The sequence below is a fragment of the Nicoliella lavandulae genome, from assembly GCF_037546185.1.
Classification (GTDB): Bacteria; Bacillota; Bacilli; order Lactobacillales; family Lactobacillaceae; genus Nicoliella; species Nicoliella lavandulae.
In genome coordinates this window covers 500,591-520,008 of record NZ_JAWMWH010000001.1, presented here as the reverse complement: position 1 = coordinate 520,008, position 19,418 = coordinate 500,591, and the positions used below count along the sequence as shown (strand labels likewise).

Annotated in this window: 21 protein-coding genes; 8 read left to right on the top strand and 13 right to left on the bottom strand. The window is 38.0% G+C overall.

Annotation, left to right across the window (positions count from 1 at the left end; genetic code table 11):
• Positions 1-68: 68 nt before the first annotated feature.
• The 4 genes from R4146_RS02415 to R4146_RS02400 all read left to right on the top strand — a co-directional run bounded on the left by R4146_RS02415 (position 69) and on the right by R4146_RS02400 (position 4,189).
• Positions 69-1,379: an NCS2 family permease gene (locus tag R4146_RS02415; RefSeq protein WP_339959860.1), complete on the top strand. Its 1,311-nt coding sequence runs from the start codon at positions 69-71 to the stop codon at positions 1,377-1,379.
• 267 nt (positions 1,380-1,646) lie between these two features.
• Positions 1,647-2,384, top strand: a complete 738-nt coding sequence (locus R4146_RS02410) for a metal ABC transporter ATP-binding protein (RefSeq protein WP_339959859.1) — start codon at positions 1,647-1,649, stop codon at positions 2,382-2,384.
• On the top strand, positions 2,381-3,220 hold the full coding sequence (locus R4146_RS02405; RefSeq protein ID WP_339960640.1) for a metal ABC transporter permease: 840 nt from the start codon (positions 2,381-2,383) through the stop codon (positions 3,218-3,220). Before R4146_RS02410 ends, R4146_RS02405 begins: the two co-directional genes overlap by 4 nt.
• A gap of 24 nt (positions 3,221-3,244) precedes the next feature.
• The gene (locus R4146_RS02400; RefSeq protein WP_339959858.1) at positions 3,245-4,189 is read left to right on the top strand and encodes a metal ABC transporter substrate-binding protein; all 945 of its coding nucleotides are present in this window, start codon (positions 3,245-3,247) and stop codon (positions 4,187-4,189) included.
• 65 nt (positions 4,190-4,254) lie between these two features.
• Here R4146_RS02400 and R4146_RS02395 read toward each other — a convergent pair whose 3' ends face one another.
• From R4146_RS02395 to R4146_RS02360, 8 genes are all read right to left on the bottom strand, one after another.
• The gene (locus tag R4146_RS02395; protein ID WP_339959857.1) at positions 4,255-4,881 is read right to left on the bottom strand and encodes a deoxynucleoside kinase; all 627 of its coding nucleotides are present in this window, start codon (positions 4,879-4,881) and stop codon (positions 4,255-4,257) included.
• 26 nt (positions 4,882-4,907) lie between these two features.
• Entirely contained in the window at positions 4,908-5,630 is a 723-nt protein-coding gene (gene pnuC, locus R4146_RS02390; RefSeq protein ID WP_339959856.1) for a nicotinamide riboside transporter PnuC, read from the bottom strand.
• A 180-nt stretch (positions 5,631-5,810) separates the two neighbouring features.
• Positions 5,811-6,761, bottom strand: coding sequence for a class 1b ribonucleoside-diphosphate reductase subunit beta (gene nrdF, locus R4146_RS02385; protein WP_339959855.1), 951 nt, complete (start codon positions 6,759-6,761; stop codon positions 5,811-5,813).
• Between the two features lie 11 nt (positions 6,762-6,772).
• Positions 6,773-7,699: a ribonucleotide-diphosphate reductase subunit beta gene (locus R4146_RS02380; RefSeq protein ID WP_339959854.1), complete on the bottom strand. Its 927-nt coding sequence runs from the start codon at positions 7,697-7,699 to the stop codon at positions 6,773-6,775.
• A gap of 10 nt (positions 7,700-7,709) precedes the next feature.
• The gene (gene nrdE / locus R4146_RS02375) at positions 7,710-9,881 is read right to left on the bottom strand and encodes a class 1b ribonucleoside-diphosphate reductase subunit alpha (protein WP_339959853.1); all 2,172 of its coding nucleotides are present in this window, start codon (positions 9,879-9,881) and stop codon (positions 7,710-7,712) included.
• Positions 9,874-10,356 carry a class Ib ribonucleoside-diphosphate reductase assembly flavoprotein NrdI gene (locus tag R4146_RS02370; RefSeq protein ID WP_339959852.1) on the bottom strand — a complete coding sequence of 161 codons (483 nt, stop codon included), beginning with the start codon at positions 10,354-10,356 and terminating at the stop codon, positions 9,874-9,876. Before R4146_RS02370 ends, nrdE begins: the two co-directional genes overlap by 8 nt.
• A 213-nt stretch (positions 10,357-10,569) precedes the next feature.
• Positions 10,570-10,920 (bottom strand): fluoride efflux transporter FluC, encoded by a 351-nt coding sequence (locus R4146_RS02365; protein WP_339959851.1) that lies wholly within the window; start codon positions 10,918-10,920, stop codon positions 10,570-10,572.
• Entirely contained in the window at positions 10,920-11,300 is a 381-nt protein-coding gene (locus tag R4146_RS02360) for a fluoride efflux transporter FluC (protein WP_339959850.1), read from the bottom strand. Before R4146_RS02360 ends, R4146_RS02365 begins: the two co-directional genes overlap by 1 nt.
• Positions 11,301-11,758: 458 nt before the next feature.
• Between R4146_RS02360 and R4146_RS02355 the strand changes: the two genes are divergently transcribed.
• Together R4146_RS02355 and R4146_RS02350 are read left to right on the top strand one after the other, a co-directional pair.
• Positions 11,759-12,769 carry a zinc-dependent alcohol dehydrogenase family protein gene (locus tag R4146_RS02355; RefSeq protein WP_339959849.1) on the top strand — a complete coding sequence of 337 codons (1,011 nt, stop codon included), beginning with the start codon at positions 11,759-11,761 and terminating at the stop codon, positions 12,767-12,769.
• A gap of 21 nt (positions 12,770-12,790) precedes the next feature.
• The gene (locus R4146_RS02350) at positions 12,791-13,180 is read left to right on the top strand and encodes a VOC family protein (protein WP_339959848.1); all 390 of its coding nucleotides are present in this window, start codon (positions 12,791-12,793) and stop codon (positions 13,178-13,180) included.
• A 101-nt stretch (positions 13,181-13,281) separates the two neighbouring features.
• Here the strand turns inward: R4146_RS02350 and R4146_RS02345 are convergent, their stop codons facing one another.
• From R4146_RS02345 to R4146_RS02325, 5 genes are all read right to left on the bottom strand, one after another.
• Positions 13,282-14,613: a GH25 family lysozyme gene (locus R4146_RS02345; protein WP_339959847.1), complete on the bottom strand. Its 1,332-nt coding sequence runs from the start codon at positions 14,611-14,613 to the stop codon at positions 13,282-13,284.
• Between the two features lie 47 nt (positions 14,614-14,660).
• The gene (locus tag R4146_RS02340) at positions 14,661-15,311 is read right to left on the bottom strand and encodes a hypothetical protein (protein WP_339959846.1); all 651 of its coding nucleotides are present in this window, start codon (positions 15,309-15,311) and stop codon (positions 14,661-14,663) included.
• A gap of 65 nt (positions 15,312-15,376) precedes the next feature.
• Positions 15,377-16,174 (bottom strand): metal ABC transporter permease, encoded by a 798-nt coding sequence (locus tag R4146_RS02335; protein ID WP_339959845.1) that lies wholly within the window; start codon positions 16,172-16,174, stop codon positions 15,377-15,379.
• Positions 16,174-16,836: a metal ABC transporter ATP-binding protein gene (locus R4146_RS02330; protein WP_339959844.1), complete on the bottom strand. Its 663-nt coding sequence runs from the start codon at positions 16,834-16,836 to the stop codon at positions 16,174-16,176. Before R4146_RS02330 ends, R4146_RS02335 begins: the two co-directional genes overlap by 1 nt.
• 6 nt (positions 16,837-16,842) lie before the next feature.
• Positions 16,843-17,742: a metal ABC transporter solute-binding protein, Zn/Mn family gene (locus R4146_RS02325; RefSeq protein WP_373695330.1), complete on the bottom strand. Its 900-nt coding sequence runs from the start codon at positions 17,740-17,742 to the stop codon at positions 16,843-16,845.
• A 162-nt stretch (positions 17,743-17,904) separates the two neighbouring features.
• On the opposite strand from R4146_RS02325, the gene R4146_RS02320 reads away from it, so the two are divergent.
• Entirely contained in the window at positions 17,905-18,786 is an 882-nt protein-coding gene (locus R4146_RS02320; protein WP_339959843.1) for an N-acetylmuramoyl-L-alanine amidase, read from the top strand.
• Positions 18,787-18,793: 7 nt separating this feature from the next.
• A complete protein-coding gene (locus R4146_RS02315; protein ID WP_339959842.1) occupies positions 18,794-19,336 on the top strand; it encodes a GNAT family N-acetyltransferase in 543 nt (180 codons plus the stop codon).
• The last annotated feature ends 82 nt before the right edge of the window (positions 19,337-19,418 follow it).

Sequence of the window (19,418 nt, the reverse complement as noted above, 5' to 3'; positions counted from 1 at the left end):
TTAAGAATATGTTAAGATAGCGTTTGTATTTTTTATAAAAACCGAATATTTATTAAGGAGTGCCTATAATGGGAGCTAAAATAGCTAACTTTTTTCACTTTGACGAATTAGGGACCAACTTTAAGACTGAATCAATTGCTGGTCTGACTACGTTCGTTACGATGGTTTACATCTTATTCGTAAACCCAAACGTCTTGAGTGCATCTGGAATGGATAAAGGAGCTGTCTTTACCGCGACGGCCTTGGCAACGGCCATTGGTTGTTTCTTAATGGGAATGATTGCTAATTATCCAATCGCCCTATCCACTAGTTTAGGGATGAATGCATTCTTTGCTTACTCTGTCTGTGTTGGAATGAAGGTTCCTTGGCAAACAGCGTTAGCTGGTGTATTCATTGCTTCTTTGATTTTCTTGATCTTAACGTTATTTAAGATTCGTGAAATCATCATCGATGCAATTCCAAATGACCTCAAGAGTGCCATTAGTGGTGGGATTGGTTTATTCATTGCCTTTCTTGGTCTTAACCAAGGGGGTATCATCACCGCTAGTAAGAGTACCCTAGTTGAACTAGGTTCGTTCCATGTTGGAACCACTTGGTTGACCATCATTGGATTAGTATTGACGTTAGTATTAATGTCCGCACGAATTCCAGCTTCAATCTTTATTGGAATGGTCGTAACCGCCATCTTGGGGATGGTAACTCATTTAATTCCAGTACCTGGTCAATGGGTATCATCAGTGCCAAGTATCAAACCCATCTTCTTAGAATCAGTTAAACATATTACTGATATCAACTCAGCTCAATTAGTAATCGTTGTATTGACGTTCTTATTAGTTAGTTTCTTCGATACTGCCGGAACCTTAGTTGGGTTAGCTCAACAAGCTGGTTTTATCAAGGACAACAAGATTCCAAGAGTTGGGGGCGCATTGCTTGCTGATTCAACTGGTATGGTAGCCGGTTCACTATTAGGAACTTCTCCAGTCGGTGCTTTCGTTGAATCATCTGCCGGAATCGCCGTTGGTGGTCGTTCAGGATTTACAGTAATTGTGACTGGAATCTTATTCCTACTCGGAACTTTCTTCTCACCATTGCTGGGAGTAATTACTGATCAAGTGACTGCTCCCGCATTGATCATTATCGGAATTCTAATGGCTAGTTCACTTAAGAACATCCATTGGGAAAACTTCGAAATTGCAGCACCAGCGTTCTTAATCGTACTTGGAATGCCATTAACTTACAGTATTTCAGATGGGATTGCGCTAGGATTTGTTGTTTACCCTGTTACCATGCTTGCTGCAAAGCGTGGTAAACAAGTTAACCCCATTATGTATGCGTTAGGGATCATCTTCCTAATCTTCTTCTGGGTCTTAAATGAATAATAATTATCAATAAAATAAAGGATAGTGGTCGCTGCCACTATCCTTTTATTTTTACATATAATGATATTTTTATACTTAATGTTAACACTAATTATTAAAATAAGTCCAAAAACGATTGCTAAAAATTTATAATTCCGGTATACTACTAGCGATGATTAATTATTAGGTAAACCGAAAATATTTATAATTGTTATTTAACATAACCATTATGTATAATCGTTTTCTAATAATTTGACCCCCTGTATCCATATTAAAGGAGTGCTATTTATGCTAAAGATTAGGAACCTATCAGTTTCCTATGGTAACACCCCCGTATTTTCGAACTTATCATTGGACGTTCGTCCTGGTAAAATCACTGGAATCATCGGGCCCAATGGAGCCGGTAAATCGACCATGATCAAAGCCGTCCTCGGTTTGATCAAGGCACAATCCGGTACCAGCGAGTACAACGGACAACCGATTAAGAACGTTAAAAAGAAGATTGCCTACGTTGAACAGCGTAAAGATCTAGACTTGGCGTTTCCAATCAATGTCTTCGACCTAGTTTTGACCGGCAGCTATGGTCGCTTAGGACTATTCAAAAGCCCCGGCAAAACTGAAAAACAAGCTGCACAGTCAGCGTTAGAACAAGTTAAGATGCAAGACTTTGCTGATCGACAATTTGGCAATCTTTCTGGTGGCCAGCTACAACGCGTCTTCGTTGCTAGAGCCATTTTACAACAGGCTGACATTGTCATTTTAGATGAACCATTCGTGGGCATCGACTTGCAAAGTGAAACCGCCATTATGGACATTTTAAAGCAATGGCGTGATCAAAATAAGACCATCTTAGTGGTCCATCATGATTTAAATAAAGTTTCGAACTACTTTGATGACTTAATTATTATGAACCATGGCATCGTTGCCGCTGGGCCCGTTGATCAAGTTTATAATCCTGAAAATATGAGTAAAGCATTTAGTGCTGACCTCTCCTCCGTGTTATTCAACGCAAAGGAGGCCCAATAATGAAAATAATGGAATTTATTGAAGCGCTTGGTAAGTATGACTTCCTTCAAAGCGCGATGATTACCGCCATCATGGTCGGTATAATGTCTGGAATCGTAGGTAGTTTCATTATCCTACGTGGAATGTCGTTGATGGGGGATGCCATTTCCCATTCAATTCTGCCTGGAGTGGCGGTGGCTTACATGCTAGGGATTAACCTCTTAATTGGGGCATCCATTTTTGGAGTCATCGCTGCACTATTAATTGGTTTTGTATCATCCCACAGTAAAATCAAAGTTGATACTTCCATTGGGGTTGTGTTCAGCGCCTTTTACGCACTTGGATTTATTCTCATCTCAATGGCTGAAAGTTCGACGAGCTTACACCACATCCTATTCGGGAATATCTTAGCAGTTAGTAACTCCGATATGATTACTACGGCAGTGGTGCTAGGCATCGTAATCATGTTCGTTCAAATTGCATACAAAGAACTGTTAATCACTTCATTCGATGAAACATTTGCGAAAACATATGGTTTAAACACCCAATTAGTTCACTACTCGTTAATGCTCGTCCTTACTTTAGTAACGGTATCTGCACTGCAAACAGTTGGGATTATCCTAGTGGTGGCAATGCTCATTACTCCTGCTGCTACGGCCTTCTTCTGGACGGAAAAGCTATCAACGATGCTAGTATTCTCCGCCATCTTCGGTGCCGTTGCATCCATCATCGGCCTTTACTTTAGTTATACATTTAACTGGGCTTCTGGCCCGGCAATTGTAATTGTCGCCGCAATCATGTTTGCAATCTCATTTATTTTTTCACCAAAACAAAGCTTGTTGAAGTTCAAAAAATAATTATTTAGAAACGAGGCCTTTCGAATGAAGCGAATTATCATCTCATTAATCGCAGTCATTATGTTAATTGGTGGCGTAGTTTTATTTGTCAATCAACGTAGTGCTAAGCAATCTAACTCCGCTGAATCCAAAAATGATAAACTCCACGTGGTCGTTACTAACTCGATTTTAGAAGACATGGTCAAAAATATTGGTAAAGACCGCATCGATGTCTATAGTATCGTCCGACGTGGAACTGATCCACATGAATACGAACCAAAGCCAGAAGACATCGCTGCTACTACTAATGCGAATGCCATCTTTTATAATGGTTTAAACTTAGAAACTGGTGGTAATGGCTGGTTCAATAAATTAGTCAAAACTGCGCACAAGAAATTTAATCGTGATGTTTTTGCCGCAAGTAACGGCGTAAAACCACTTCATTTATCTACCAATAAAGATGAAGTTGATCCCCACGCATGGCTTAGTCTGGCGAACGGAATTCAATACGTTAAGACCATGACTAAGGTCTTAAAAGATAAGGATCCTAAAAACGCAGCCTACTATCAAAAGAATGCTAACGCATATATTGCTAAATTAAGCCGATTAAACCAAAGCGCTAAGTCCAAATTCTTAGATATCCCTGCAAAGCAACGACTCTTAGTAACATCAGAAGGAGCCTTTAAGTACTTCTCTAAGGCTTACCATGTTACCCCTGCTTATATTTGGGAAATCAATACTGAATCCCAAGGGACCCCTGAACAAATGAAGGCCGTCCTAGCTAAGATTAGAAAATCAGATGTTAAACATCTATTCGTTGAATCATCAGTCTCACCAAAGGCAATGGATAAGGTCGCATCAGAAACCGGCCTCAAGATTTACTCTAAAATCTTTACCGATTCATTGGCTAAAAAAGGACACCCTGGTGATACCTATTACAGTATGATGAAGTGGAACTTAGATAAAATCCACGATGGATTAGCCAATTAAATAACAATGCCAATGGCATCATAAAAGCCCCTAAGTTTGTAAAATAAACTTAGGGGCTTTTCGTTTTATTCAGCGAGTTTCGTATCGATTTGTTTTAAAACCGTTGCTAAGTCAGCGGGGTTATTAACAAAGTCGTACTTATCACCATCAATTTTAATCTTGGGACTGATGTCGTAGTTCTCAAACCATTCTTGGTAAGCTACCCGTAATTTTCGATAATAATCTAATAATTCATCGGACTGTTCAAAATCACGGCCACGCATCTGAATCCGGTTCAACTGGGTTTCTAAACTAACTTCAATGTAAACGAGCAGATCGGGACGTTTCTTATTGGCTGCTAGTGGTAACTCCTCTAGCATGTTATCCAATAAATCATGATAGATTGCTGCTTCGGTATCGTTAATGTTACCTAGCTGATGATTTAAATCAGTAAATAAAGCATCTTCATAAATTGAACGGTCCAAAACATTATTATCTTCCTGTTGGGCCTGTTTAATCATCTGAAATCGTTTATTCAAGAAGTAAATCTGCAATAGAAATCCATACTTTTCCTTATCTTGATAAAAAAGTGGTAACACTGGATTATCATTAACTGGTTCATAGAACGCCTTAGTGCCTAAATGCTTAGCCAGTCGACCCGTTAATGATGACTTGCCAGCGCCAATGGTTCCCGCTAATAAAATCATTGTCATAAAATCCCCCGATCAAAAATACATTATTACTCAGTTACAATTCGTTTAGCAAACCACGGACTCTTCGTAAATGCTAAAATATCATTTCCAATGTATAGCATGTAAGTTACGAATAGCACTGGTGATGCACCGCCCTGGGCGGCTGTAATTCCCCATAGAATAACGGATAAGATCCCTTGGGCAAACCAGAAATAATACGTTTCCCGCTTCTTCAATGTGGTTAAGACCGCTCCTAAAATTCCAGTAGTGGCAGAAATTGAATCAATCAATGGCCGTGGACTGTCCGTAAAACTAGTTAGTAGTGAATGCATAATGAAAACGACTACTACAAAGCCAATTATATATGGCAACCAGTTTTTTAATGTAGCTGCCATGCTATCGCCACGCAATCCTGAAATCTTGTTTTCAGCATCTTGATTCCAACTTGGCATTAGCAGCACTGGTACATCAAGTAAAATAATATAGCTAAGTTGCATTACAATTTCCATGTAGTTCTTAGCTGTAAACGCCACACTAATTAACAAGATGGCACTAATCAACCCTAGCCAACCATTAACTGGCTTAGCATTATTAATTGCTAGCACACAGGTAAGCCCAAGCGCCCCGGCAATAAAAGTTACAATGCTAACCATGGTAATTGGACTAGTCAACGTTAAGGCTAAATTAAAGCCCAACCCAAAGTATAACAAGATGTACGATTGGACATTCCAACCTAATAGTTGATTCCACAACCATTTTAAGTAATTCATTTAAAAATACGCTCCCTATATACAATATATAGTGTTTATATTAATATATAATATCTATATATTGTTATTTTAGTCAACTCGTTCTATTATACAGATTTAAAATGTAAATTCAATCATGGTTTGGCAACGATATAATATTGAACGTTTTAGTGGATCGTGATCTTTATATTAAACACTAAACTAAAAATCATAATCATCATCGTTCATCGCTTCCGCATTTCCCATGAGATATCCTGCACCAACTTGTGAAAAGAAATCATGATTAGCAGTCTCAGTATTGATACCGTTCATAACAATCGGATTGATATCCTTAAGCTCAGCATTTGGAAAAATAGAGTCAAATCCCATGTTCTGCATTGCTTTATTGGCGTTATAGCGAACAAATTGTTTTACATCTTCAGCTAATCCAATTGGCCCATAAACAACATCTGTAAATTTAAATTCATTCTCTAGTAACTCATCTAATAGGTTGTCCATCCACTTCCGGAATTGCTTTTGTTCTGGTTCGGATAATTCGTCAAATCCTTGATGAAATTTATAACCAAGATAGGTCCCATGCACTGATTCATCCCGAATTACTAACTTGATGATTTCAGATAAATTAGCCAATTTATTATTACCTCGATACCATAATGGCGTGAAAAAGTTGTCGTAGTACAGAATTCCTTCTAAGAACACACTGGCAACCTTTTTTTGTAGGCCCGTTCCATTTTGATAAACTGCATTAATCTTTTTAACTTTAAATTGCATTTGTTCATTGTTATTCATCCAATGAAACGCGTCTTTCACCACTTGTTCATCATTTAAAGTCGTTAAGATCGTGCCGTAACTCTTGGCGTGAATCGATTCCATCATCAAGAAGTCATTGATCACAGCCATTTCCTTGCGGGTACGGACATCTCGACGCATTACGTCGACCCCTTCTTCTGATTGCAAGGTGTCTAATAGTGCTAATCCACCAACTACTTTGTTGATAACATCCCGTTCAGTTGCTGACAGATGTTGCCAATCTAAAATATCATTAGAAACTGGTACTCGCGTATCTAACCAATATTGAGCAGTCGCTTTATCAAAAACATATTCGTCCAATTCATCTTCATCAACGTTCCAATTAATTGTTGTATAAGCCATAATAACCCCTCCTAAAAATCGTAATCACTATCATCCATCGATTGTTCGCTAACGACATTCACTGCTTTTTTGTGACTAGCAGCTATTGCGTCCACTTGCATCAGATCATCAATCATGGGTACACGGTGACCAGCTAAATCAAATCTAGGATCAAAGCCTAATTGAGTTAGCGCATAGTTAATTCCATCCTGCAATGCTAATAGTGCTGGTTCAACATCATCGCCTAATTGAGATTGTAAGACCTTAGATTCCAATTCATATAGTTGATCAATAAAGTGTTCTTGCCATTCTACATAAATTGCGTGTTGATTAGGGGCAAGACTATTAATTGCGGTTCTAAACTTGTAGCCAACGTACTTAGTAAAAATAGCGCTACCTTGCAAAATGTTTTTAATAACTTGATTCAGATTACTTAGTTCAGAATGATTAATTACAGGTAAATATTCACCAAAGGTGGCGGCACTTTCCGCTAATACAAAGGCCGTTTTCTTTTGAAGCGGATTACCATTTTGATAAATAGATAGTAATAGATCCGCCTTTGCTTGTAGATATTCATCATGATCAGCAAATGCAAATGCTGACTCAGCCTCATCATTACTAATTAAATTCCGGAAAATAGTGGTACAACTCTTCGCATGAATTGTCTTCATGAAGGTAATGGTATTTAATACTGATTCTTCCTGCTGCGTCATAATTTCATGTCGTAATGCAGGGGTTCCCCATTCAGATTGAAGGAGGTTCGATAATGACGCACTAGCAAGGAGTTGATTCAAATTTTGTTGCTCAGAATCATCTAGGGCTTGCCAACTTGCTTGATCATTATTAATTGGAATTCGAATATCTAACCAAAAGTTAGTGGTGAGTTGTTCCCAAATTGTTTTATCAAATGGATCATCGACTTGATCCCAGTTAATTGCTTGATAGTATAAATAGTCCATTGTTGTCCTCCTAAATCATGCAAGATTCACATTCGTTCGCCCCACTAAATTCATCATCTTCAGTGTAGGTCCGAACATAGTACAGTGACTTAATCCCCTTAGTCCAAGCATAGTTACGCAGTCGGTTTAAATCACGAGTGGTCATCTGATTATCACCTGGTCGTTTCCATTCATATAAGCCGTCCGGTAATTTAGAACGGAGGAATAATGTTAAACTCATCCCCTGATCGATATGCTTTTGGGCCACCGCATAGGTATTAATGATCTTGCGTTGATCCATATCATATGCGGATTGATAATATTTAATTGTTTCATTCGACAGGTAAGGTGCTGGATAGAAAATAGAACCGACCTTATTTTCTTGGCGTTGCTCTACCAATTGCGTAATTGGCTGCAACGATGCACTCGTTTCATTCACATATGAAATGGATCCGTTCGGTGCCACCGCCAACCGGTTCCGATGGTAAAGGCCATCTTTCATTACTGATTCCTTAAGTCTTTGCCAATCACTAACCCGTGGTAATTTAATATGGCTAAAGATGGCAGCTACCCGTGGCGATTTAAATGTAAAATCAGCTGTTAAATATTGGTCAAAATACGTTCCATCGGCATATTGAGAATATTCAAACTGTTCGAACGTTGCATTCCGTTCCTTGGCGATTTCATTACTAGCCACTAAAGAATAATAATTAAGGGCTAGGAAATACGCATCGGTCAGTTCTAGCGCCTCGGGTGATCCATATTCAATCTGATGGCGCGCTAACGCCGTGTGCAAGCCCATTGCACCTAATCCAATCGTGTGGTACTTGCGATTTCCATTTTGCACCGTTGGTACTTCTTTGATGTCCGTTTCGTCGGTCACCGTAGTTAATGCGCGAACAGCAGTATTAACTGATTTGCCGAAATCATCAGAATCTAGCATATTCATAATGTTGGTAGATCCCAAATTACATGAAATATCGGTGCCAACGTGTTCATAAGATAAGTCTGGATTAATTTTAGAAGGCGATTGAGGTTGTAAAATTTCACTGCATAGGTTACTCATAATGATTTTGCCATCAACTGGATTATCACGGTTAGCCGTATCAATATTTAAAATGTATGGATAACCAGATTCTTGTTGTAATCTAGAAATTTCTTGTTCTAATTGACGGGCGTTAATTTTGGCTTTTTTAATATTGTCATTTGCAACTAGTCGATCATATTCCTTAGTAATGTCAACGTAAGCAAATGGTTTCCCGTATTCACGTTCGACATCATATGGACTAAATAAATACATTGGTTGGTTCGTTTTTAGTAATTGATAGTACTGATCTGGAACTACTAACCCTAGCGAAAGGGTCTTCACCCGAATTTTTTCATCAGCGTTTTCCTTCTTCGTTGCTAGGAATCGCATAATATCTGGATGAAAAACGTTCAGATAAACCACTCCGGCACCATTTCGTTGCCCTAATTGATTACTATAACTAAATGAATCTTCCAATAGCTTCATTACGGGGATGACACCAGATGAAGCATTTTCAATTTGCTTAATGGAATCCCCTGAAGCCCGCAGGTTCGAAAGGTTCACCCCAACGCCACCGCCTAACTTAGATAGCTCTAGTGCCGAATTAATTCCCCGGCCAATTGATAACATTGAATCATTCAAGTCAAGCAAGAAACAAGATACCATCTCGCCCCGTCGCTTCTTGGCAGCGTTCAAGAACGTAGGGGTAGCTGGTTGATAACGTTGATGGATTAACTCATCAGCAATCGATTCTGCTAGCTTTGCATCACCGTGACCTAAGTACAATGCATTAAAAACAACTCGATCTGCAAAGTTTTCTAGGAATTGTTTTCCATCATTGGTCTTCATTGCGTATTGCATGTAGAACTTATACGCACCCATAAAACTTTTAAAATAAAAATCAAAATGATGCATTTTTTCAAATAACGAACTGATAAATGAATGACGATACTGCGATAAAATATTGGCATCAATGTATTCGTGATCAACTAAATATTCCAACTTATCATCAAGTGACGCAAACTGCATTGTTTGGGGTTGCACGGTTTCCTTGAAGAATGCAGCTAGCGCCTCTTGGTCATAATGCAATTGAATTTGACCACCGTCAGGGACATTGACCATGTTATTTAAATAAAAATAGCTTTTATCAAGTTCTGCAGTACTCTTTTTAGGCATTAGTGTCTGCACTCCCTTCGATAGCTAAACTATTTTCGGATTGTTTCTTTATCAAAAGCGCACTAATTTTAGTGACATCGCTTTTCGACCCTTTTAGTTCAAAATCAGTTAAATATGGAAATCCGAAGTCATTCGCATATTGTTTAGCGGTCAGTGCAAACTGCTTATTAAAGTTACGATTACCACTACCAATAATGCCGTAGCATTGTTTATAGTTATCTGCAAATTCCAAATAGCGACGTAATGGCGTAGTCAAAATTTCTTTGAAGCCGTTATCAATTCCGTTACCACCCTTTAAAAAAGCTGGTAAAAACGTTACGAATGGTTCTAACAACTTCTTTTGGGTTGGTCGTTCACGAACGTTAATTGAATTTACAATAATCGATTGCTTCGCTAGTTCTGTCGTTAATTTCTGAATAAACGCTTTAGTATTACCGCTAAGACTGACGTATAGAATGTTAATATGATCGTTCATTACAAAACCCTCTTATACTATATATTGTGTTAAGTAATGCATTACCGCTATATATTGTGTTAGTCGACAAAAACCATTATACATTTGTCTTTTTTTAGGTCAATGAATCATCGTGCACAATAAAAATAGTTAAAAATCATCAAACCATTATCATCACTAAATAAAATGCACAAAAAAAGACTGAAAAAAATTTTTTTCAGTCTTTTTTGCTTTTTATAATGCCATCCCCACAAGCGCTGCCGCAATCCCCAAAATCGAAGTTCCAAAGAAATACAGCATTGAAAGTGAATAACTCCTAAATTGGAGTCGAACGGTTTCATTCATGTATGTTGAAAATGTGGTGTAACCACCCATCACTCCACTACCAATCAAATATGATAACGAGGCAGTGGGTAGATGACCGGCCAGTAATCCTAGGATAAATGCTCCTGAAACATTGATCACTACCGTTGCTAATGGAAAATCTTTCCACCCCCACTTATTACCAATTAATTCAATGAGTGCATAACGAAAAACCGCACCGAGTGAGGCCGCTAAACCGACAATTATAATTTTGGTTAGCATTATTTTTCACCCACCTTTGCATTAACATAATCAGCTAATTTAATTCCAATCAATGCGAATATATATCCAACAAGTAAACTAATTAAAAGATACCAAAATGAATTAATTAGTGAAGACTTGAACAGATTAATAAAATCAACTGTAAACGTTGAAAAAGTGGTAAAGCTACCAATCAGACCAACACTAATGCCACTTAATAGATCAGCGGAAATGTTAAATAATAGCGGTAAAATGCCAACTAAGAAGGCTAATAAGAAAGTCCCAATTAAATTAATTGCAATAATCATTGCGAAATGGTCGTTTCCAGATAGTATGGTCAACCACTCACGAATGGCACCACCAATGAATCCAAATCCAATAATATACATTAATCTACGCACGCGAATCATCCTTCCCTTTCATAACCAATTTAATCGTACCATAAATTATAAATTAGCTAATTAAGTTAATAAATTCACAAATTAAATAAAATTTAATGATTTTTATTTAATATTCATGCAACCGGTTGCATTTTGCATATTTAATAAAAAAGCTAGAATTAAGCTATTAATGATTGTGAAATGATTAACTATCCAGTGCATTAAATCAACGTTTCCCCTTGCTTACCAAGTGTTAAACTAATGTGATTTTATTCGTTTATTGATTAATTTATCGTTATATTTAGATAAAATAGCAGTTGATTATTTAACAATAATCATTAGTATTATAAGTGTAATCAAATGAGACCAATAATAAATGTTTGGAATCAAATGATTATTTCATATAAAATAGTTATTGAAAGCTAGGTCATCTGTCCTAGTTAAAAAATTTATTATATTCACAAAGGAGATATTTACTCATGAAAGCATTAGTATTAACTGGTACTAAACAAATGGAAATCCAAGATTTGGAAACTCCAACTCCAAAGCCTGATGAAGTTTTAGTTAAGACTGCATACGCAGGTATTTGTGGTACTGACGACGCATTATACAACGGTCTTCCAGGTTCAGCAGATGCTGTTCCTCCTATCGTTTTAGGTCACGAAAACTCAGGTGTAGTTGCAGCTGTTGGTGCTAACGTTACCCAATTCAAGAAGGGTGATCGTGTTGCTGTTGACCCTAACATCTACTACCCTAAGGACAAGTACTTCCGTGTTGACCGTCCACAACTTGCTGAAGACTTATCAGCTGTTGGTGTTACTCGTAATGGTGGTTTGGAAGACTACTTCACTGCTCCAGAATCAGTTGTATACCACGTTCCAGCTAACCTTTCATTAAAGGCTGCTTGTTCAACTGAACCTGTTTCATGTGGTGTTCACGGTATCCGTCGTCTTAGCTTACAACCACATTACAAGGCTCTTGTTATGGGTGATGGTTACATGGGTCTTCTATTCGTTGAATTATTAAAGGCTTACGGTGTTCAACACGTTGACTTAACTGGTCGTCACGATGACAAGTTAGCTGAAGAACAAAAGCTTACTGGTGCTGATCACGTAATCAACACTGAAACTGGTAAGATTGACGAAGAATACGACATCGTTATCGAAGCTGTTGGTCGCCCAGAAACTCAAGAACAAGCAATCGAAGTTGCTGGTAAGGGTGGTCAAATCTTAATGTTCGGTGTTGGTCGTCCAGATCAAACTTTCACTGTTAACACTTATGCCGTATTCCAAAAGGAATTAGACATCAAGGGTTCATTCATTAACCCATACGCATTTGATGACTCTCTTGCATTAATGGCAAGTGGTAAGATTGATGTTGAACCACTTATCAAGAACGTTCTTTCACTTGACCAAGTTGTTGGTAAGCTTGATGGTTCAGACAAGCGTCCTGGTAAGTCAGTTGTTGAACTTGACGGTAGCTTAAAATAATTATCTGCGGAGGCATATAAAATGGCTTTAAATGATTACTTTACTGGACTCCAACACATTGGAATCCCATCAAAAGACTTAGACAAAACAATCGCTTTTTACAAGAAGTTAGGTTTTGAACAAGCTGGATTATTCCATAACGGCGAAAACCGTTGTGCTTTCATGAAATACAATGACTTAGTAATTGAAACTTGGGAAGGTGACCCCGTTACAATGAAGAACGGTGCCATCAACCACTTCTCAATGAACTGTACTGATGTTGAAAAAGCTTTCGAAGCTGCTAAGGCTGAAGGTTTCGACATGGTTAATGATGAAATCCAATCAATACCTTCATTCTGGGACAACGGTATTCGGTTCTTTAACATCTTAGGACCAAACCATGAAACTATCGAATTCTGTCAAATTCTATAATTTCAATCAAAAATAACCGGCATGGTAAACATGCCGGTTATTTTTTTGCATTAAAATCATAAAAAAGGAGTTGCTCTGCATACAGAGCAACTCCTTTTAAGTTATTTAACTGCTTTAATGTAGTTTTTATTAGCAGTGAAGTGCGTCCCATTATTACTAATTGCGATCGTCTTAGTTCCTTGTTGTTTGAACGATAAGACCTTTAGGACTTGACCCTTCTTGTAATGTTTAAGACGGTGATTAACGCTGTTATAAACGTAAATTCCATTCTTAGCAGTGACCTTCACCCGCTTAATCTTCTTTGATGAATAGTATAAGCTCTTATTAATCTTTGGCTTCATCACTTTAATGGTAGTGACCTTTTGCTTCTTAGTAGCCTTCTTTGAAACATCATTTTTCTTGGCAGTACTAGAGCCAAGATTGTCACTACTATCACTGAAAATCGCGTCATCATCATCAGATGAACTGTCATCATTAGTGGTGGATGCGGCAGCAGATTGCGTTGATGTACTTGAACTAACACTAGTTGCACTACTACTGCTAGCAGCAGAGCTACTTGCACTTGAAGTAGCACTAACGGAGCTGGCACTAGAACTAACCGCACTGCTAGTTGCTACTGATGAGCTAGCAGATTGGCTGCTGGCACTGGATGCTTGGCTGCTATCAGCAACTGAATCATCATCGTCATCATCACTACTAGTCGTTGCGCTACTGCTCCCAGTCCAAAAGGCCATTGATTTACCACCATCTGGAATCACAGAAGCATCAATACTCTTGTTCAAGGCCTTACTGTAATAACTACTGGTAAATTGCCATAATCCATAAGTATAGGAAGGATCTGGTTCACCACTTCCATAAGATGCTAACCATAAGGTATCATAATCATTTTTAGAATCGCCAATGGTGTTGTTCATAAAGTACAAGCCACTGTATAACACTACCGGGCTACTAGTTAGCGTGCGCATTTTAGCTGCCCACGCTGACGTAGCAGCATCTAAAGTAGATTTAGACATCCCATTGGTTTGTTCCAAATCATTAACGTAGAATTTAGCGTTTGGCACACGATTATAGAGCGTTTGCGCTTCACCCTGTGCCTGAGCCACGGAGTTATATAAACTATAACTATACACTCCATATGGCACACCATACTTGTTCAATAGGCTAATGTTGTTTTGATAAACTTTATCAGCGTAATTACTACCATATTGAACACGAATAATGACAAAACTCGCTTCGTTCTTCAATTTTTGAACTTGAGCGTCGGTCAATGAGCTCTGCCATTCTGACAAATCATAAGCCGGATTCATGTTAACTGAAGCACTTGCGGTGTACTTAGTACGTCCAGGATTAGTTACATTTAAAATGCCTAACGTAACCGCACTTGTGGATAACACTAATCCAGCCGTTGTTAATACATGTTTTATCTTCTTCATAAATCAGGATCCCTTTTTTGCTAATTATTATCTATCCAAATTAAAAATTACTTAGCATCAATGGCAGCTTGTAGTGCTGCTTCTGGTGTGCTTCTGGAAACAGAGTGAACTGCGTTGCCATCTTGCCACTTAACAGTTGTAACACCAGAGTCAATATCAGCCATTACCCGACCGACCGTGTTTGGTACGGGAAGGGTATGAGTTTGTAGATAAGCAACAATTTGTTTAGCAGCTGGAGTAGCAGTGTCACTGGTGTTAACATCAGTTCCACGAACTGCAATGGACCAACGACCCATGTTAAAACTAACGAATACTTGACCAGCACCGCCATCTTTAGCACCCTTAATGCCGCTACCTAAATCAACAGTTGGTAATCCTGCCGTATCAGAAGCAGATTGGTAACCAACCTTGTTTTGAGCAGAATTATTACTTGAATAGTTCTTAGTCTTAACGCCATTACTCATTTCAGAAGCGCTACTTGCACTAGAACTACTAGTGTCACTGCTACTTGATGCTGAAGATGAGGATGAGGATTCAGATGATGAAGCCTTTGAGCTAGATGAATCTGAACTACTCTTAACTGATGTTGATTCACTGTTTTTCATTGAAGCATTTTGATTATCACTATTTTTGCTTCCACAGCCAGCTAGTAATAGACCTAGCATAGCGATTGGAATTAATTTTTGGTAAGTTTTCATTATTAATTTCCCCCTGGAAAATATCCTTTTCAAATAGTATAACAAATTCAATTATAAAATAAACATTAATCGTGATTTCTTAACTTATCGTAAGTAATGGCAATAATGTAAAAGGCACTTTCAATTGCGGCGATAAAGAAACTAACTGGTAAGTTGGTAATATAACTCAATGACAAACCAGCCCAGGTCCCAATTAATGAGAAAATAAACGTTAACAGGATCATACCCCAGACATTATGCACAAAGTACTTAGCCGCTGATGCTGGAATGGTCAACAACGCGAAAATTAACAGCGATCCAACGATTTGTGCCGTCACACTTACGGTGGAGGCCAATAAAATTAAGAAGATGATCGAAATGGCCGTATCGTATCCCGCATTAAAATGCGAACCAGTTCCATCAAAAGAATTATATTTCAAACGCCGATAAATTAACAGAATGGCCACAATGATTGCAATACTTAAAAAGATTAACGTCTTTAAATCATTGACCCCAATCCCAACAATACTCCCAAATAAAATATTAGTTGCATAGCTAGACTGGGTGTTTGAAATCGATAGGAACAAGATTCCGAGGCCGATAAACAATCCGGAAAACACACTAATGGATGATTCACGACGACTTACTCGATTCCCAACCGTTCCAATCATTAGGGAACTTAAAATGGTAAATATTAACATCCCAATTACTGGCGATGTTTTTAAGAACAATCCAAATGCCGCTCCCGCAAACCCAATTTCAGATAATGTATGGGTGAAAAACGACGTCTTTCTAGAAACAACGAAGACGCCCATGAATCCACATAAAATTGAGATGAAGAAGCTGGCAATAAAGCCATATCTCATAAATGCGTAATCTAACATTATGCATCACTCCTCTCAATTTTATGCATCACACCACGGTGGTCAGCGATTTCTAAATTATAATCACCAAAGCGATTGATCAATTCTTGATCATGGGTAATGAACATTACCGCCGCTCCCGTTCGTTTGATGATATCAACAACCACTTGTAAGAGGTATACACGTGATTCCTTATCTAAACTAGCAGTCGTTTCATCCAAAATCAATAATTCTGGATTGGTCACTAATGCTTGCGCTAGATAGGCCCGTTGCTTTTGACCACCAGATGCTCGACCTAATGGTTCATTCTTAATTTCATTTAAATTAGTCATCTCAAGCACTTTTTGGATCCGGTTCTTTTCAGATTTTGTTAACCATGGTAAAAAAGAATTTTGCAAGCTTAGGCTCACAAAATCCTTTATTTTAAGTGGATAATCATCGTCAATGTTCCGAAATTGGGGAACATATTGAATCTGATCAGGACGAACCAAAAAGTGAACCTGCTTAGTTGGATGCCGCTTGCACTTCAATAAAGCCTTAACTAACGTGGTCTTTCCTACCCCGTTTTCACCGGTCACGCAGGTTAATACTCCACGATTAACGGAAAATGAAAGGTCTTTGATTAAAGTTCGGTCTTCAACTGCAACATTAAGATGCTCAACAGTTAACACTTTTGAATTCAATCTTATCTATTCTCCCTTTTGAAATGCCAATAATTGCTTGTATTGTGATGCCATCCATTCTTGATAGTCCATTCCATTTGGCATTGTTTCAGTTACCTTAAGGACTGGAATCTTGTGTTGGTTAGCCATCTTAACTAAGTTTTCAACAACCTTGTCACTAGCTTGGCTGTTATCAACGAAGAAAGCAATTTTCTTATTCTTGATATCATCTTGAATTTCCTTGATATCGGATGGTGATGGGTCAGTTCCATTTTCAACTGACTTAGCATAACCATTGTCAGCGACCTTGTAACCCATTTCTTGTAATGAGTAATCAAAGACTGGTTCACTAACTCCCACCATCTTGTTCTTAGTGTTGTTCTTCTTAATTTGGTCAATTAACTTATTATTTGCTTCTAAAGACTTAATGTACTTAGCAGCATTCTTTTTGAATTCTGCCCTGTGCTTAGGATCTTTTTCACCAAATTGTTTAGCTAATTCATTAACCAATTTTGGCATCGTCTTACTTGAATACCAGATGTGTGGATTGTCGCCAGTCTTTTTGCCCATTAAACTACCGACATTCACAGATTTCATATCATCTGATGCGTTGGTAAGCAGTTTCTTCATCCATGAATCATAGCCCAATCCATTGTAAATTGCGAAATCTGCCTTTGCAACGTCCTTAGCAGTTTGTGCAGAGGGTTGATAATCGTGGGGGTCAGTCGTTGACTTCGTAATAATTGAAGTTACGGTCCCGTGATTGCCAAGCACTGCGCGTGCGGCATCACCATAAAAATTAACTGAACTCACCACGTGAATTCCCTTGCTACTGCTGTCGTTCTTTGAACTACAGCCTACTAAAACAAACACCATGCTTAGGACTAACACTAAGCCCAACATTGATCTCTTAACAAATCTAAACATTATAAAATGTCCACTCCTTCAATCTATTATTACCCCCAAAAGCAATAAAAATTGATTTAAAGTATTATTTGCTAGATAATCTTAACAGAGGTTAAAATTATTTTAATTATATTTAACCAATCATTACTATTTTACTTGAAATTGACAAGGGTGGCAAAGATTATGAATAAAAAACTACATTCTTTTTTAGTAGCATCACCTGGGGTGTGGCTGGTGCGACTAATTATTTTAGGATGCATTTTCGGAATTATTTTCATTGAAATGGGTCTTTACTACGCACGGCCGTTAGTTACAGCTCATTCAGTTAATTTACGAACTAACCCTAGTTTAACTGCTAAATTAGTTGAACGAATCAATAAGGGTACCCGTCTTAAAGTGCTAAAAAAAGATGCCCAAACCGACTGGTGGTATGTTAAATATGATGGTCATACCGGTTGGATTGCATCATGGTTAATTGATCAACCAACCTATAATACTAAAACTGCTAATCCAATTTCGGAAGCAACCATTGTTTTAGATCCTGGGCATGGTGGCCAAGATACTGGAACCCTCTCCCACTTTGGTAGTGGTGCCGATAATGAAGAAAAGACATATACCTTGCCGCTAGCGTTGCGGGTCAATGAGTTATTAAAGCCTACGTTCGCTCATGTGATTATGAGCCGGACAACTGATAAAACTGTTGGATTACAAGCTCGCGCAGATTTATCAAATAACTCTAAGGCTAACTTATTCATGAGCTTTCATTATAATTCTTCTCAAGTTGCTGATGATGCTTCTGGAATTGAAGTATTTAAGTACCATAATAATGCGGATACATTTGCTGGTATTTTAAATAATAATTTTACTAACCTCCCACTGACCAGTCGTGGCATTAACTTTGGTAATTACTTAGTGCTTCGAAATAATAAGCAACCAGCCGTATTGATCGAAATGGGCTTCATGGATAATTCCAATGACTTAAAATACATTCGTGATAGTAATTATCGCAATAGCGTTGCAGAAGATGTCGTTAAATCAATGAAACAATATTTTGAAGCGGAGTGATTACATTATGATGAAACTATGTACATTCATCTTAAATCAAGCTGAAATTGAATTAGTCATGCCCGAGCCACGATTTGCCAGAGCGTTATATGCCACTATTGAACGCGACCGAGAATCCCTGGCTCAATTTTTACCATGGGCTAATGAAATCAATAGCGTCCAGGATGAACTAAACTTTATTAACTTTGCCCGGCATCAATTTATCGATGCTAAGTTATTTTTATTCGTAATCACTTACAATGGCAAACCCGTTGGGATGATTGATCTACATAACATTAATTACGACAATCATTCGGCTGAAGTTGGTTATTGGTTATCAACGACCGCCCAGGGCCATGGCATTATGACCAATGCCCTCAAACAAATGATTATGAACTTACAACCAGAATTACAACTACACAAAATTACCGTAGTGGCCGACGTTGATAATTTGCCTAGTCGTTCAATTCCACAACGATTAGGTTTTACCCATGAAGCGGTATTACATGACCACATTTTCTCTAATGGGCGCTACCATGATGCAGATACTTTTATTCGTATTTTTAACTAGGTTATTTAAAATTTGTCAATTTAATTTACTAACTGAACAAAAATAATATATAATTAAGTATGTGAACAATTTAATTAATTAA

What these genes read in the sequence shown, in the direction of transcription:
- R4146_RS02350 (WP_339959848.1), top strand. Translation starts at nt 12,791, where the DNA reads ATGGCTTTAAATGATTACTTTACTGGACTCCAACACATTGGAATCCCA.
- R4146_RS02325 (WP_373695330.1), bottom strand. Translation starts at nt 17,742, where the DNA reads ATGTTTAGATTTGTTAAGAGATCAATGTTGGGCTTAGTGTTAGTCCTA.
- R4146_RS02415 (WP_339959860.1), top strand. Translation starts at nt 69, where the DNA reads ATGGGAGCTAAAATAGCTAACTTTTTTCACTTTGACGAATTAGGGACC.
- R4146_RS02365 (WP_339959851.1), bottom strand. Translation starts at nt 10,920, where the DNA reads ATGCTAACCAAAATTATAATTGTCGGTTTAGCGGCCTCACTCGGTGCG.
- R4146_RS02320 (WP_339959843.1), top strand. Translation starts at nt 17,905, where the DNA reads ATGAATAAAAAACTACATTCTTTTTTAGTAGCATCACCTGGGGTGTGG.
- R4146_RS02345 (WP_339959847.1), bottom strand. Translation starts at nt 14,613, where the DNA reads ATGAAGAAGATAAAACATGTATTAACAACGGCTGGATTAGTGTTATCC.
- R4146_RS02400 (WP_339959858.1), top strand. Translation starts at nt 3,245, where the DNA reads ATGAAGCGAATTATCATCTCATTAATCGCAGTCATTATGTTAATTGGT.
- nrdE (WP_339959853.1), bottom strand. Translation starts at nt 9,881, where the DNA reads ATGCCTAAAAAGAGTACTGCAGAACTTGATAAAAGCTATTTTTATTTA.
- R4146_RS02335 (WP_339959845.1), bottom strand. Translation starts at nt 16,174, where the DNA reads ATGTTAGATTACGCATTTATGAGATATGGCTTTATTGCCAGCTTCTTC.
- R4146_RS02355 (WP_339959849.1), top strand. Translation starts at nt 11,759, where the DNA reads ATGAAAGCATTAGTATTAACTGGTACTAAACAAATGGAAATCCAAGAT.
- pnuC (WP_339959856.1), bottom strand. Translation starts at nt 5,630, where the DNA reads ATGAATTACTTAAAATGGTTGTGGAATCAACTATTAGGTTGGAATGTC.
- nrdF (WP_339959855.1), bottom strand. Translation starts at nt 6,761, where the DNA reads ATGGCTTATACAACAATTAATTGGAACGTTGATGAAGATGAATTGGAC.
- R4146_RS02315 (WP_339959842.1), top strand. Translation starts at nt 18,794, where the DNA reads ATGATGAAACTATGTACATTCATCTTAAATCAAGCTGAAATTGAATTA.
- R4146_RS02410 (WP_339959859.1), top strand. Translation starts at nt 1,647, where the DNA reads ATGCTAAAGATTAGGAACCTATCAGTTTCCTATGGTAACACCCCCGTA.
- R4146_RS02380 (WP_339959854.1), bottom strand. Translation starts at nt 7,699, where the DNA reads ATGGACTATTTATACTATCAAGCAATTAACTGGGATCAAGTCGATGAT.
- R4146_RS02395 (WP_339959857.1), bottom strand. Translation starts at nt 4,881, where the DNA reads ATGACAATGATTTTATTAGCGGGAACCATTGGCGCTGGCAAGTCATCA.
- R4146_RS02340 (WP_339959846.1), bottom strand. Translation starts at nt 15,311, where the DNA reads ATGAAAACTTACCAAAAATTAATTCCAATCGCTATGCTAGGTCTATTA.
- R4146_RS02370 (WP_339959852.1), bottom strand. Translation starts at nt 10,356, where the DNA reads ATGAACGATCATATTAACATTCTATACGTCAGTCTTAGCGGTAATACT.